Consider the following 13615-nt stretch of genomic DNA (forward strand, 5'->3'; position numbering starts at 1 on the left):
CCCCCCCCCCCCCCCCCCCCCCCCCCCCCCCCCCCCCCCCCCCCCCCCCCCCCCCCCCCCGCTCCCACATTTTGGTTGGCGGTGTTCTTACGGCCAATGCCGAGTGAAGACCGGCGCCAATGCCGGGTGGCGGTCGAAGCGTTCGAGCCAGGCGAAGAACCCCGGCCGCGCAACACGCAAGTGTTCCCGGGTGCCCGCCCACCGCGTCACCACCGCCGCCAGAATATCCAGCGCACCCGGTTTTCCATCGCCCAGGTACAACTTGCCGGCGAACTGATCGGCAAACACCTCCCAACTCCAATGCAGCCGCTGGCGGGCACCGGCCATGAGGTTTTGCCGGGCTGACTCATCAACCTTGGCCAGCCAGCGCTCGGGGTAATCGATGATGCCAATGGCCGCGTAGCAATTGTTGACGATATACACCAGGCCATGAATCACCTGATCACGCTTGATCGGGTTTTCCGGCAACAGGTTCGACTCCGGGAACGTGAGGCCCAGATGAATAAGAATGGCCGCACTCTCGGTGAGAACGCCGCCATCGGGCAGCAGCAGGGTGGGAACCTGCTTGAGCGGGTTGAGCTTCTCCAGCGCCTGAAACGCCTCCGGGGACGCAGAAACATCGATGAAGCGATAAGCGACCTCGCACAGTTCCAGCGCGGCTTCGATGGCGGCCGCACCCGAATTCTGATGCCCGTAGAGCTGGTACATGACTAAATCTCCTCTGCGACTCTCTCTTTGTAGCAGTTGCCGAAGATTGCGCTCGAATACCTCATCAACAATACCAGTCAGTAAGCGCAATCCCTATGGGAACGGGCTTGCTCGCGAAAGCGGTGTGTCAGTCGATATCAATGTGGTCTGTAACACCGCCTTCGCGGGCAAGCCCGCTCCCACAGGTTCTGCGTCTTAACTGACCGGCATTAGCCTCCCCAGCCGGGTTTCTCAGTCTGGCTCGTTCACATCCCTGCGCGCTTCATACAGCGCTGATAACGCTCATCGACCCGCTTGGCGAACCATGCCGTGGTGAGTTTGCGGGTGATTTTTGGGCTTTGCAGAACGATTCCCGGCAATACCGCCCGAGGTAATGGCCGGCCTTCGGCCTGTTCGGCCAGGGCGAAGACGCGTCGATAGAGCCTGGTGTCCTCGAATTCGAGACTTTTACCCTCCTCCAATTGATCCCGAATGGACGGATTACGCATGTCCAATTGCTTGCCGAGGGTACGCACCGCCAATTCCGTGGTGCCCGGCATGATCGAGCCATAACGCACCAGATCGCCATCCAGCGCCAGCGGGATGCCGGTCGCGCGGCTTACCGCGTTCTGAAACGCCGCATTGCGGCTGGCGTACCAACCGGCGTTGAAATCGGCAAAGCGATACAGCGGCTGCTCGTAGCTCACTGGATAACCGAGCAAGTGGGCAATACCGAAATACAGGCCACCGCGACGCGTAAACACTTCGCGGCGAATCGAGCCGTCCACCGGATAGGGATAAGCCCGCGCCTGCTGCTCCGCAAAATCGATGCTGACTTGCATCGGCCCGCCGGTATGCACCGGGTTGAAACCATCGAACAACGTCCGCCCCATTGGTACCATGCCGATGAAATCATCGAAAATCGCGCTGAGTTCTCTTTCACTGCGCGCAGCATTCAGCCGGTCGCTGTAACTTTTACCATTGGGTGAACTGACCTGTAAGGCACCGCTCACCAGCAGGCCAGGGATGTGAGCCTTGGCGGCGCGACGGTCGATTTCGTCCCGGGCAATCTTGCCCAGGCCCGGCACCCGCGGATCAGCCTGAAACGTCGATTCCTGCTCAGTGACCGCGAGTACCGAACACAGGTTTTGCGTGGTCGGTGAAATCTTTTGCGCGGCAAATGCCGCGTAAATGTCCGTGGCCCAGCCCTGGCGGTCGGCTGTCTTGGCCGGGAGCAGACGCATGATCTCTGCCTTGACCTCGGCAGGCTTGCGGGCCGGCGGCTCCTGAGTACGCTGGGTACCGCAACCGGCCAGGACCAACAGTGCCGCGACGCTCATGATCAATCGATTAGCTTGCATGGTGCTCCATCAAAATCCGTTGAGCCGGGTTAACCATACGATCAATGGCATGGCGCAGGCTATGACTGTGGCAGTCGCGGACTGTTCCCCTGCGCTGTAGGGGTGGTTTTCCGTTGGGCAGCCGGGAGGCCAGTGCATTCGGGCTGAACCATACTTGATCCACATACTGCGGAGGACAGGCTCATGAACCGTAGCGACGTGCTGATCATCGGTGCCGGCCCTACCGGGCTGGTACTGGCGCTGTGGTTGAGCAAACTGGGGATTCGGGTACGGATTATCGACAAGACGTCGACACCCGGCACCACTTCACGTGCGCTGGCGGTACAGGCGCGAACGCTTGAACTGTATAGCCAGCTCGACCTCAGCGACGCCGTTGTGCAAAACGGCCATAAAGTGGCCGCAGCGAATTTCTGGGTCAAGGGCGAACCCGTCGCACGCCTGCCGCTGAGCACCATCGGCGAGGGTCTGACGCCCTACGCGTTTCTGGAAATCTATCCGCAAGACGAGCACGAACGCCTGCTGATCGAACGCCTGGAGGCCTTCGGTATTACAGTGGAGCGCGATACCGAACTGCAAAGCTTCGAGGAAACCGGCGACGGCATCACCGCCCGGCTGCGCTTGCCCGATGGCCAGCAGGAAACCTGTCAGGCCTGTTACCTCGCAGGCTGCGATGGCGCCCGGTCGATTGTGCGCAAGACGCTGGACACCGGTTTTCCGGGTGGCACTTACCAGCAGATTTTTTACGTGGCGGATGTGCAGGCTCGCGGCCCCACATTCAATGGTGAACTGCATGTAGATCTCGACGAAGCCGACTTCCTCGCCGTTTTTCCCTTGTCCGACGAAGGTCGCGCCCGACTGATCGGCACGGTTCGCGACGAACGCGCCGACCGTGCCGAAACCCTCCAGTTTGAAGACGTCAGTCGCCGGGCCATCGAGAATTTAAAGCTGAAGATCGATCAGGTGAACTGGTTCTCGACTTACCGCGTGCATCACCGGGTTGCGGATCACTTTCGCACCGGGCGCGCGTTTCTGTTGGGTGACGCCGCCCATGTCCACAGCCCGGCGGGTGGCCAGGGCATGAATACCGGAATTGGCGATGCGATCAATCTGGCCTGGAAACTCGCAACGGTCTTAAGCGGTGGAGCCACGACCAAACTGCTCGACAGTTATGAAACCGAACGCATCGCCTTTGCCCGGCGACTGGTGGCCACCACCGACCGGGTCTTCAGTTTCGTTACGGCCGATGGGCCAATAGCCGACTTGGTGCGTATTCGCGTGGCACCCTTTTTGATCCCGAAAATGATCTCGTTTGAGGCGGCCCGGGAATTCCTGTTTCGCACGGTGTCGCAGACCACCCTCAACTATCGCGGCATGCCGTTGAGCGAAGGTGTTGCTGGCCATGTTCACGGCGGTGATCGCCTGCCTTGGGCCCACGACGGTGAAGGGGACAATTTCGAATCGCTGAAGGACCCGACCTGGCAGGTGCATGTGTATGGCGACACCAGCGACGAAATGATTGCCTGGTGCACCGAGCATCACCTGCCGTTGCAGGTGTTCGACTGGCGGCCGGCGTTTGAAACGGCGGGGCTGGCGCGCAACGGGTTTTACCTGCTGCGGCCGGATACCTATGTGGCGATTGCCGACTACAGCGCCGATCCGAAGGTGATCGAGCGGTATTTCCGGGATCACGGGATTCGGCCGTTCTTCGGCTGAAGATCTTTTGATGATCGTTCCCACGCTCTGCGTGGGAATGCAGCCAAGGACGCTCCGCGTCCCAACAAGCGTGACGCGGAGCGTCACAGGAGGCATTCCCACGCAGAGCGTGGGAACGATCATTCAAGACAGTTAGATCCCGGCCAGGGCCAGGTCCATCGCGAAGTAGGTGAAGATCAAATCCGCTCCGGCACGTTTGATCGCCCCCAGGCTCTCACGCACCACTCGGTCTTCATCGATTGCCCCAGCCTGCGCGGCAAATTTGATCATCGCGTACTCGCCACTCACCTGATACGCCGACAGCGGTAAACGCGATGCTTCGCGAATGTCGCGGATGATGTCCAGGTACGCGCCGGCCGGTTTGACCATCAGCGCGTCAGCGCCTTCCTGCTCGTCCATCAGCGATTCACGCACGGCTTCGCGGCGGTTCATCGGGTTCATCTGATAGCTTTTGCGGTCGCCCTTCAGCGCACTGCCGCCGGCCTCGCGGAACGGGCCATAAAGCGCCGAGGCGAATTTGGTCGAATAGGCCATGATCGCGGTCTGGCTGAAACCCGCTGCATCAAGCGCCCGGCGAATGGCCTGGACCTGCCCGTCCATGGCCGCCGACGGAGCGATCACATCGGCGCCAGCGCGGGCAGCGGCTACGGCTTGTTTGCCGAGGTTGATCAGGGTCTGGTCGTTGTCGACTTCGTGGTGGTGCAGCACGCCGCAGTGGCCGTGGTCGGTGTACTCGCAGAAACAGGTGTCGGACATCACGATCATTTCCGGCACGGCGTCCTTGGCGATGCGTGACATGCGCGATACCAGACCATTGTCGTTCCAGGTATCGCTGCCATTGCTGTCCAGATGATGGGACACGCCAAACGTCATCACCGACTTGATTCCGGCACGGGCATAACGCTCGATCTCCCCAGCCAGCTTCGACTCGGGAATGCGCATCACCCCGGGCATGCTCTTGATCGGCACGAAATCGTCGATTTCTTCCTCGACGAAAATCGGCAGCACCAGATCATTCAAGCTGAACTCGGTTTCCTGGAACAGGCTGCGCAGGCTCGCATTGCGGCGCAGACGGCGTGGACGTGCTTCGGGGAACTGACTGGGCATGGGTCTTCCTGAAAAACGGCGGATGAGACAAAAGTCATAGGGAGCGAAGCTTATGCCCTGCAAGGCGCGGGGCACAAACCTCGATCGCTCAAGACTGCGTTACCGAGGCGGCAACAATCCCCGCATCCAGCACAGAACCCTGTGGGAGCGGGCTTGCTCGCGAAGGCGGCCTATCATTCAATATTGATGTCGACTGCCCCACCGCTTTCGCGAGCAAGCTCGCTCCCACAGGTTAAATCGCCAGTATTCCTGTAATACACGTCACCACTGCGCCGCCAATCCAGATCTCACCCCCCACCTGCTCGACCTGAATCCGCCCGCCGCGGCCCATGGTCAGGCCCTGGCTGACGACATAAGACGCCGGCGCCAGCCCTTCGCTGAACAACCATTGGGCAATCCCGGCGTTCAAGCTGCCGGTGGCTGGGTCTTCTGGCATGCCGTCGCCGGAGATGAACGCACGCACTTCGAACTGCGCCTCAGCGCCATCGCGCTCGACGCACCACGGTGCGATGACACCCACGGCGAGGCCCAGCATCTGCGAATGATCCGGCTGCAAGTCCAGTACCTGCTGACGATCCTCGACCATCACCGCCAGCCAGCCGGCACCGTTGTCGACCCATTGCGCCCGCACAATCGCGCCCGGCGCCAAGCCGAGGCCCCGCCGTACGCGCTCGACCAGTTCGGTGTCCACCGGGCCGGACCTGAGCAGCGGTGGCGCGAGAAACGCCAGCTCCGCCCCCTGTCGACGCACCCGCACCAGGCCGACGCCGCACTCCTGAATGATCTCCTCGCCCTTGGGCACCCCACCGGCCTCGAGCCAGGCATGACAGGTACCGAGCGTCGGGTGACCGGCGAACGGCAACTCCTGAAGCGTGGTGAAGATGCGTACTCGATAGTCGGCCCGAGGGTCCCGGGGTTCGAGCACGAAAGTGGTTTCACTGAGGTTGGTCCAGGACGCGAACGCCGCCATGCGCTCATCGCTGAGCCGGTCTGCACCGAGCACCACCGCCAACGGGTTGCCCTTGAGCGCGACGCGGCTGAAGACATCTACTTGCTTGAAATCGAATGAGCTCATTGCCTGCCTTGGTGATGAGGGGTTCAAAGGGCTTGCTTGGGGATTTCCAGCCCGCGAATCACCGCAGGCCGTGCCAGGAAACGTTCCAGCACGCGGGTGACGTTGGGGAAATTCTGAATGCCGACCAGGTCGCCGGCCTCATAGAAGCCGATCAGGTTGCGCACCCACGGAAAGGTCGCGATGTCGGCGATGGTGTAACGCTCGCCCATGATCCAGTCACGTCCTTGCAAACGGCCCTCAAGAACGCTGAGCAAGCGCTTGCTTTCGTCGACGTAGCGATCGCGAGGGCGCTTGTCTTCGTAGTCCTTGCCGGCGAATTTGTTGAAAAAACCGAGCTGGCCGAACATCGGCCCGATACCGCCCATCTGAAACATCAGCCACTGAAGGGCCTCGTAACGCGCCGCCGATTCCTGCGCCAGCAGTTGCCCGCTCTTGTCGGCGAGGTAAATCAGAATTGCCCCGGACTCGAACAGCGCCAGCGGTTGGTCCCCCGGACCGTGGGGGTCGAGGATCGCCGGGATCTTGTTGTTGGGGTTCAGTGAAAGAAATTCGGGGGACAGCTGATCGTTGGTGTCGAAGCCCACACGATGCGGCTCGTAGGGCAGCCCGATCTCTTCGAGCATGATCGAAACCTTGACGCCATTGGGCGTTGGCAAGGAATAGAGCTGGATCCACTCCGGGTATTGCGCCGGCCATTTTCGAGTGATGGGGAATGCAGACAAATCGGTCATAAGGGGCATCCACGGGAAAAACGGAGTGAAGATCATAATGTAGGCGCTGCCGAAGGCTGCGATCTTTTGGCGTCCTCAGGGGGGCGCCGGAGAGAAAGATCAACAGATCGCAGCCTTCGGCAGCTCCTACAAGGAGTAAGGTGTGTGCCGTGTCCATAAATCCGCAACATCCTGTCGATAACCTTTCCCCCAATCCATTAAAGGTTGCCGCTAAAGTGCCGGGCACCTCGTTCGGATCGAACCAAAGGGCTTCAGAGGACTCTGAGCATTGCCCTGTAGGAAACGGACCGGGTCAACGACATGGAAAACACCCGATGCTGGGAGCTCGCGGTGTCAAGGTTTGTCAGCCTTAACCGAATACGCTGAAGATGACCTATTCGATGATGAATCCATTGAAATTCGCCCACCGCTTCAAACATCGCGCCTATATCTTCCTGCCCTCCCTGCTGGCGGTCAGCGCGTTGTTTTTGTCGCTTGAGTCCAGTGAAAGCCGCGCCCAACCGGCGGACGGCACCCAGACGCTGGTCTTCTTGCGCCACGCGGAAAAACCCGCCGGCGGACTGGGTCAGCTCAATTGTCAGGGGTTGAATCGCGCCATCGACCTGGCCACCTTGTTGCCGGAAAAATTCGGCAAGGCCAACTACGTGTTCGCCGCTAACCCGACACGCAATGTCGAGGAAGGCGAATTTGATAACTCCTACAGTTACATCCGCCCCCTGATGACCATCAGTCCCAGCGCGATCAAGCTCGGTTTGCCGGTGAACATCAACTTCTCGGCCAACGACACCAGCGACCTGGCGGATGAACTGCTGCACGACAAGTATCACAACTCGGTCATTTATACGGCCTGGTCCCACGGGTACCTGCCCGAGCTGATCAACAAGGTCGCCGGGGAAGCCGTCGGCAAGAAACAGAACATCACCGATGATTGGGCATCCAGCGACTACGACTCGCTGTACGTGCTCACACTGACCTGGCACAACGGCAAGGCCAGCCTGAAGAGCCACAGCTACAAGCAAGGTCTGGATAACGGTCAGGAGACCTGTCCGACGTAAGCTGTGATCGTGGTGGCTTCGAGTTTTATAGTGCCTGTCACGGCCTCATCGCGGGCAAGCCCGCTCCCACAGTGGTCTGTGGTGGAACACAGATTTGTGATCGACGCTGCCCCTGGTGGGAGCGGGCTTGCCCGCGATGAGGCCGGCAAAAACAACATTCAAAGCAGCTGTTTGCCACGCTCCCGCAGATACTCAATGACAGCCCCTCGCTCCCCGACAAACTCGATCCGCGTCCCCTTTTTCTCCCGCTGAAACGCATACATCGGGTCGTAATACTCGCGCAGCAACCCTTCGATCCACCCCCGGTGCATATCCACCGCACCGCTGTTCGCCTGTTCTGCCAGCGCGTCTTCCATCAAGGTCAACATCCGCTGATGACGTTCGCCGCCCAGCCTTTTCTGGACATTGTTCAGGCTCGCCAGCAAACGCTCGGAAAACAGCGCGAAGCCTTCATCGCCATACACTTCGATGAACTCGGCGCACAAGTCCACCACGTAATCACGCAGGATCCGTTCGACACGCCCTTCCAGGCTGTCTTCCAGCCAGACCATCGGAAATTGCTGCATGCCCTGATACAGCGGCAACGGCAAGGCGCAACTGCCGACCATGCGGCTCTCGTCTTCCAGCACGAACTGTTCGATACCACGGGCACGCTTCTTCAGCACATCCACGGCCAGGCGGTTTTCAAAGTCGATGTTGGAGGGTTGGCCGGTGGCGCGTTTGCCGAAGCTGGAGCCGCGATGATGGGCGTGGCCTTCAAGGTCCAGCCCGTTGCTCAATTGCGTGAGCACCTCGGTCTTGCCGGTGCCGGTCATACCGCCCAGCAAAACGAAATCGCACTGGGCAATGGCCTGATCGAGCGTGTCGAGCAAGAAGGTGCGCATGGCCTTGTAGCCGCCACCGACCCGCGGATAGTCGATACCTGCTTCGTCCTTGAGCCATTGCTGAACAATCTGCGAACGCAAACCGCCGCGAAAACAATACAAATACCCATCTGGATGCGCCCGGGCAAAATCGGCCCAGGCCTGGATGCGCTCGGCCTTGATCTCGCCGGCCACCAATTGATGTCCCAGCGTGATGGCCGCTTGCTGACCTTGCTGCTTGTAGCAAGTGCCGATCCGTTGCCGCTCGAGGTCATTCATCAGCGGCAGGTTGACCACCCCGGGGAATGAGCCCTTGAGGAATTCGACCGGCGCGCGGGTATCCATCATCGGCCGGTCGTTGAGGAAGATGTCGCGGTAATCGGTGAAGTCGATAGACATCAAATCACCTCTACCGCGTTAGTCTGTCGCTCAACCAGTTCGCCGATCGGCTCAAGGGCCAGACCGAGTTCGGCTGCTACCATCAGAAACTGTTCATTGCCCTCAGGCGTGACCGCAATCAGCAGGCCACCGCTGGTCTGCGGATCGCAGAGCACGCGCTTGTGCATTTCCTGAAGCCGCCCCAGTTTGCTGGCATAGCTGTCGAAATTGCGCAGCGTGCCGCCCGGCACGCAGCCCTGATCGAGGTAATACTCGACACCCGGCAGGCGCGGCACCCGGTCATATTCGATACGAGCAGTCACGTTGCTGCCGTCGGCCATTTCCACCAAGTGCCCGAGCAGGCCGAAACCGGTGACGTCAGTCATCGCGGTCACACCGTCGAGTTTGCCGAAACGGCTGCCGGGTTTGTTCAGGGTGCACATCCAGTCGCGGGCCAGGCCGATGTCGGCATGGCGCAACTTGCCCTTCTTCTCGGCCGTGGTGAGGATGCCGATGCCCAAGGGTTTGGTGAGGTACAGCAAGCAACCGGCGGTGGCGGTGTCGTTGCGCTTCATGTGGCGTTTTTCCACCAGTCCGGTCACGGCCAGGCCGAAGATCGGCTCTGGCGCGTCGATGGAATGGCCGCCGGCCAGCGGGATTCCCGCCTCATCGCAGACCGAACGCCCGCCACGAATCACTTCCCGGGCAATCTCCGGCGCCAGCACATTGACCGGCCAGCCGAGGATCGCAATCGCCATCAACGGATCGCCACCCATGGCGTAGATATCGCTGATGGCATTGGTGGCGGCGATACGGCCGAAGTCGAAGGGATCGTCGACGATCGGCATAAAGAAGTCGGTAGTCGAGACCACGCCGCGTTCTTCGTCGATGGCATACACCGCCGCGTCATCGCGCGAGGCGTTGCCGACCCAGAGTTTCGGGTCCAGGTTTTGTGCGCCGCTGCCGGCCAGAATCACCTCCAGCACCTGGGGCGAAATCTTGCAGCCACAGCCTGCGCCATGGCTGTATTGGGTCAGACGAATCGGCTCGCTCATCGGGGGTGCACCTTGTGAAGTCAATGCCGAGGATTCTACAGCAACCCCATTCCTACGGGGTCTTCACAACCCGCAGGAATAAACGATCCATTGTGGCGAGGGAGCTTGCTCCCGCTCGGGTGCGAAGCATCCGCAAAACTGGCGGACAGGGATTTTGAGGCATTGCGTGCAAGGTTTTAGGGCTGCTGCGCAACCCAGCGGGAGCAAGCTCCCTCGCCACAAAAGCTCTATTGCCACCTTTGTCACAAAATCTCTATCGCCACAGTTCGGGTTAATCATCTGACAGTCGACACCACTTTGGTGCATATCCCCGCCAGATCCCCTTCGCCCTGAAAACCACTCCTTCTGCTCATCGCCCCGAAATCCTTGACCAAAAGGACAGTAAAACTACCAATTCCCTCTATTTTTCAGAATATTGAACAAAACTGGTATGCCTTGTGCAAACGTTTGCGAGTCGCCGATACCGGCCTGTTCGCCACCAAACCGCGCAACCCCGTAGCACAGGGCTTTCGATCCGCACGAAAAGGGACTTTTAATGCATTGCACCTCCAATCGCGTGACTTGCTCACGCACTTTTGCTGTTTCCTTGCTGCTGGCCAGCGTTACAGGACTACTCAGCAGCCACGTTTTGGCCCAACCGGCCACCGCCGAAGAATCCGCCCAGGGCGAAGCCCTCAGCCCTGAAGCCAGTCCGCCGAAAAAAGGCGCCTACCTGTCGGACTGGTTCAACCAGGACCTGACTGTCATCGGCAGCAAAGACATCAGCTTCGGCCCGCAACCGGCCGACGACATCTACCTGGAATATGAATACTTCGGCCGCAAGGGGCCGTTCGAGTTGTACGGCTACATCGACATTCCAAAGATCTTCGACATCGGCAACAGCCATGACAAAGGCGTGTGGGACCACGGCTCGCCGGTGTTCATGGAGCACGAACCGCGGATCTCCATCGACTACCTGGCCGGCCGCAGCCTGGCCGTCGGGCCGTTCAAGGAGTGGTACGTGGCGTTCGACTGGATCTACGACCATGGCAGCAACAGCGCCAACCGGGCAAACACGCTGTACAGCGGCCTCGGCACCGACATCGACACCCATTCGCGGGTCAACCTGTCAGCCAACTTCTACGGCCGCTACCAGTGGGAAAACTACGGCGCCAGCAACGAGTATTCGTGGGACGGCTACCGCGCCCAGCTCAAATACATTGTGCCCATCAGCAGTTTCAGCAATGGCGCTTCGTTGACCTACATCGGTTTCACCAACTTCGACTTCGGCTCCGACCTGCATAAAGACAACCCGGCCCGCACCGCCAACGCCACCGTGGCCACCAACGTGTTGCTCTACGCCTTCACCCACTTGCGTTTCACCCTGGTCGGCCGTTACTTCCACAACGGCGGCAACTGGGACGACGGCAGTGAGTTGAATTTCGGCGATGGCGACTTTCGCGCCCGTTCCAACGGCTGGGGCTACTACGCCGGTGTCGGTTATCAGTTTTAAGGCTCATTTGAATCAGGAGGTTTTATGAATGCAATGACGCGTCTTTCCTTTTCCGTGGCCCTGGCCTGCGGCACTCTGCTCTCTTCTGCCGCCTGGGCTGGTGACGCACCGATCCAGCCGAAAGTGATGCTGATCACCATGTTCGCCCCCGAGGCGCAGAACTGGATCGATCGCCTGGAGCTCAAGCAAGAAGTGCGCGTACCGGGCCTGTCCGCCGAGTACCCGAATATTCGCTGCAACACCCGACAGGTGTGCCTGATGGTCACCGGCATGGGCCAGACCAATGCCGCGGCCTCGACCCTGGCTTTGGCGCTGTCACCGAAATTCGACCTGCGCAAAAGTTACTTCCTGATCGCCGGGATTGCCGGCATCAGCCCGCACCACGGCACCATCGGCACCACCGCGTGGGCGCACTATCTGGTGGAATTTGGCACCCAGTGGGAGCTGGATTCCCGCGATGCGCCGAAAGACTGGCCGACCGGCTACCTGGGCATCAACACCAAAGGGCCGAACGAAAAGCCACCGCTGGACTACAAGACCGAAGTGTTCGAACTCAATCCGAAGTTGCAGGCCAAGGCGTTCGCCCTGAGCCACAAGGTTCAGCTGAGCGAGAGCAAGGAATCGGCGGCATGGCGCTTGAAATATCCGTCGGCCCCGGCCAATCAGCCGCCGGTAGTGACCCAGTGCGACACGCTGGCGGGCAATACCTGGTTTTCCGGAACGCGGTTGAGCGAGCGGGCGGAAGTCTGGACCAAACTGCTGACCAATAACGAAGGGGTCTATTGCACGACTCAGCAGGAAGACAATTCCACCTATGAAGCGTTGCTGCGCGCCAGCCGCGAGGGGCTGGTGGATGTCCGGCGCCTGGCGGTTGTACGCGCCGGTTCCGACTTCGACCGGCCGGCGCCGGGCCAGAGCGAGGTGGATAACCTGCTCAAATACGCCGATCAAGGTGGGTTTGTGCCGGCGCTGGAGAACCTGTACCGCACGGGGAATCCGTTGGTGCAGGAGATTTTGCAGAATTGGTCGGTTTGGGAGAAAGGTGTTCCCGAAGCTTGATCTGACAAAACACAACCCATGTGGGAGCGGGCTTGCTCGCGAAAGCGAACTGACAGTCAACGTGGATGTTGAATGTGAAGCCGCCTTCGCGAGCAAGCCCGCTCCCACTTTAGTAGCATTACGGCAACCATCCCAGGCATGTTCAAGTCAGGCGGCGTAGCCTTACGCCAGGATCATCGGGAGTCAGGAACGCTCCAGGATCACGAGGCGCCCGGCTGTCGCCAGTCACTGTCACCGTCCGACTATTCGACTGAATTTTCGCCGCGCCTCGTGATCCCTCTATAACTACAGGGAGGAATACAGGCTTTATGAACAACGCAAAACTTTTCGTTATTGAATACACCCTTCATGGCCAGCCCAAGTCTTTCATTATCCGCCTGGACAAAATGGACAATGCAGAGGCTTGGCACTGGGCAAGTTGCGATGCCGGAGTAGGCCGGATCCCGCGCTTTGGCCGTGAGAGGGTGCAGAAGACCAGCAAACCGCTGGCAGAGAAATTCGGCATCGAGAATGTGACCTGGCGACCCGCCAGTTGAGCGTCAAAAAGAAAGATTCAAACCGAAGTGGAGCCTGAACGGCTCCACTTTTTTGGCTGAACGGTCAGTGTTGAGCACACTTGCAGCCTTTGGTGGAGCATGCTTCGCCGTGTTCGTGATGTTTGGCGCAGGCTTCACAGCAATAGTGCTTGCCGTGACGCGCGATCGGATGTTCGCCGAGTTTGCAGGAACATTTGGGGCAGTCGCAGATACTTTCACTGTCGATCATGAGTCTGACTCCATTGTTGTGGTCGTCAAGGTGCCGCGGGTGCGCGACACCTGAAGCAAATGACCGCTCGTTCCCCAAACGGGTTCAAACAAACCCTTGGACGGTGTTTGCTTACTACTGAGGGTAGTCGCGATGCAGCTACTCATGAATGAACACTGCCGTGTGGCGAGGGGGAAACCCTAATGCAGGTAAGTCAAGGCGCAGAACCTGTGGGAGCGGGGGGGGGGGGGGGGGGGGGGGGGGGGGGGGGGGGGGGGGGGGGGGGGGGGGGGGG

General features: G+C 60.0%; 13 protein-coding genes and 1 pseudogene. 5 read left to right on the forward strand and 9 right to left on the reverse strand.

All coding sequences use genetic code 11. The features are described 5' to 3' along the window. Nucleotides 1–87: 87 nt before the first annotated feature. Entirely contained in the window at nt 88–708 is a 621-nt protein-coding gene (locus AC1RQB_RS27535; RefSeq protein WP_008071152.1) for a glutathione S-transferase N-terminal domain-containing protein, read from the reverse strand. 245 nt (nt 709–953) lie between these two features. Then, entirely contained in the window at nt 954–2048 is a 1095-nt protein-coding gene (locus AC1RQB_RS27540) for a DUF1615 domain-containing protein (RefSeq protein ID WP_008071153.1), read from the reverse strand. 183 nt (nt 2049–2231) lie between these two features. Here AC1RQB_RS27540 and AC1RQB_RS27545 point away from each other — a divergent pair, with 183 nt between their 5' ends. Next, nucleotides 2232–3761: an FAD-dependent oxidoreductase gene (locus tag AC1RQB_RS27545; protein ID WP_063340971.1), complete on the forward strand. Its 1530-nt coding sequence runs from the start codon at nt 2232–2234 to the stop codon at nt 3759–3761. Between the two features lie 132 nt (nt 3762–3893). Here the strand turns inward: AC1RQB_RS27545 and hemB are convergent, their stop codons facing one another. The 4 genes and pseudogenes from hemB to AC1RQB_RS27565 all read right to left on the reverse strand — a co-directional run bounded on the left by hemB (nt 3894) and on the right by AC1RQB_RS27565 (nt 6674). After that, nucleotides 3894–4868: a porphobilinogen synthase gene (gene hemB, locus AC1RQB_RS27550; RefSeq protein ID WP_063340972.1), complete on the reverse strand. Its 975-nt coding sequence runs from the start codon at nt 4866–4868 to the stop codon at nt 3894–3896. Nucleotides 4869–4992: 124 nt separating this feature from the next. Then, nucleotides 4993–5097 (reverse strand): annotated as a pseudogene (locus AC1RQB_RS27555) (metal ABC transporter ATP-binding protein); the annotation flags it as partial. 3 nt (nt 5098–5100) lie between these two features. After that, nucleotides 5101–5943, reverse strand: coding sequence for a PhzF family phenazine biosynthesis protein (locus AC1RQB_RS27560; protein ID WP_063340973.1), 843 nt, complete (start codon nt 5941–5943; stop codon nt 5101–5103). A 23-nt stretch (nt 5944–5966) separates the two neighbouring features. Then, the gene (locus tag AC1RQB_RS27565; RefSeq protein ID WP_063340974.1) at nt 5967–6674 is read right to left on the reverse strand and encodes a glutathione S-transferase family protein; all 708 of its coding nucleotides are present in this window, start codon (nt 6672–6674) and stop codon (nt 5967–5969) included. 380 nt (nt 6675–7054) lie between these two features. On the opposite strand from AC1RQB_RS27565, the gene AC1RQB_RS27570 reads away from it, so the two are divergent. Continuing rightward, nucleotides 7055–7729: a hypothetical protein gene (locus AC1RQB_RS27570; protein ID WP_063343862.1), complete on the forward strand. Its 675-nt coding sequence runs from the start codon at nt 7055–7057 to the stop codon at nt 7727–7729. A gap of 158 nt (nt 7730–7887) precedes the next feature. Here the strand turns inward: AC1RQB_RS27570 and mnmH are convergent, their stop codons facing one another. Together mnmH and selD are read right to left on the reverse strand one after the other, a co-directional pair. Further along, entirely contained in the window at nt 7888–8991 is a 1104-nt protein-coding gene (gene mnmH / locus AC1RQB_RS27575) for a tRNA 2-selenouridine(34) synthase MnmH (RefSeq protein ID WP_063340975.1), read from the reverse strand. After that, nucleotides 8991–10025, reverse strand: a complete 1035-nt coding sequence (gene selD, locus AC1RQB_RS27580; protein ID WP_008071166.1) for a selenide, water dikinase SelD — start codon at nt 10023–10025, stop codon at nt 8991–8993. The genes mnmH and selD overlap by 1 nt, the downstream gene beginning before the upstream one ends. 535 nt (nt 10026–10560) lie before the next feature. Between selD and AC1RQB_RS27585 the strand changes: the two genes are divergently transcribed. The 3 genes from AC1RQB_RS27585 to AC1RQB_RS27595 all read left to right on the forward strand — a co-directional run bounded on the left by AC1RQB_RS27585 (nt 10561) and on the right by AC1RQB_RS27595 (nt 13112). Next, nucleotides 10561–11517 (forward strand): nucleoside-specific channel-forming protein Tsx, encoded by a 957-nt coding sequence (locus AC1RQB_RS27585; RefSeq protein WP_063340976.1) that lies wholly within the window; start codon nt 10561–10563, stop codon nt 11515–11517. Nucleotides 11518–11541: 24 nt separating this feature from the next. Further along, complete coding sequence (locus tag AC1RQB_RS27590) at nt 11542–12576, forward strand: purine-nucleoside phosphorylase (protein ID WP_063340977.1); 1035 nt, start codon at nt 11542–11544, stop codon at nt 12574–12576. Between the two features lie 308 nt (nt 12577–12884). Continuing rightward, nucleotides 12885–13112 carry a DUF6555 family protein gene (locus tag AC1RQB_RS27595; RefSeq protein WP_008071169.1) on the forward strand — a complete coding sequence of 76 codons (228 nt, stop codon included), beginning with the start codon at nt 12885–12887 and terminating at the stop codon, nt 13110–13112. Nucleotides 13113–13176: 64 nt separating this feature from the next. Here the strand turns inward: AC1RQB_RS27595 and AC1RQB_RS27600 are convergent, their stop codons facing one another. Then, the gene (locus AC1RQB_RS27600) at nt 13177–13341 is read right to left on the reverse strand and encodes a metallothionein (protein ID WP_008071170.1); all 165 of its coding nucleotides are present in this window, start codon (nt 13339–13341) and stop codon (nt 13177–13179) included. Nucleotides 13342–13615: the final 274 nt, after the last annotated feature.

This window comes from Pseudomonas sp. GW822-FHT02E03, from assembly GCF_058802325.1.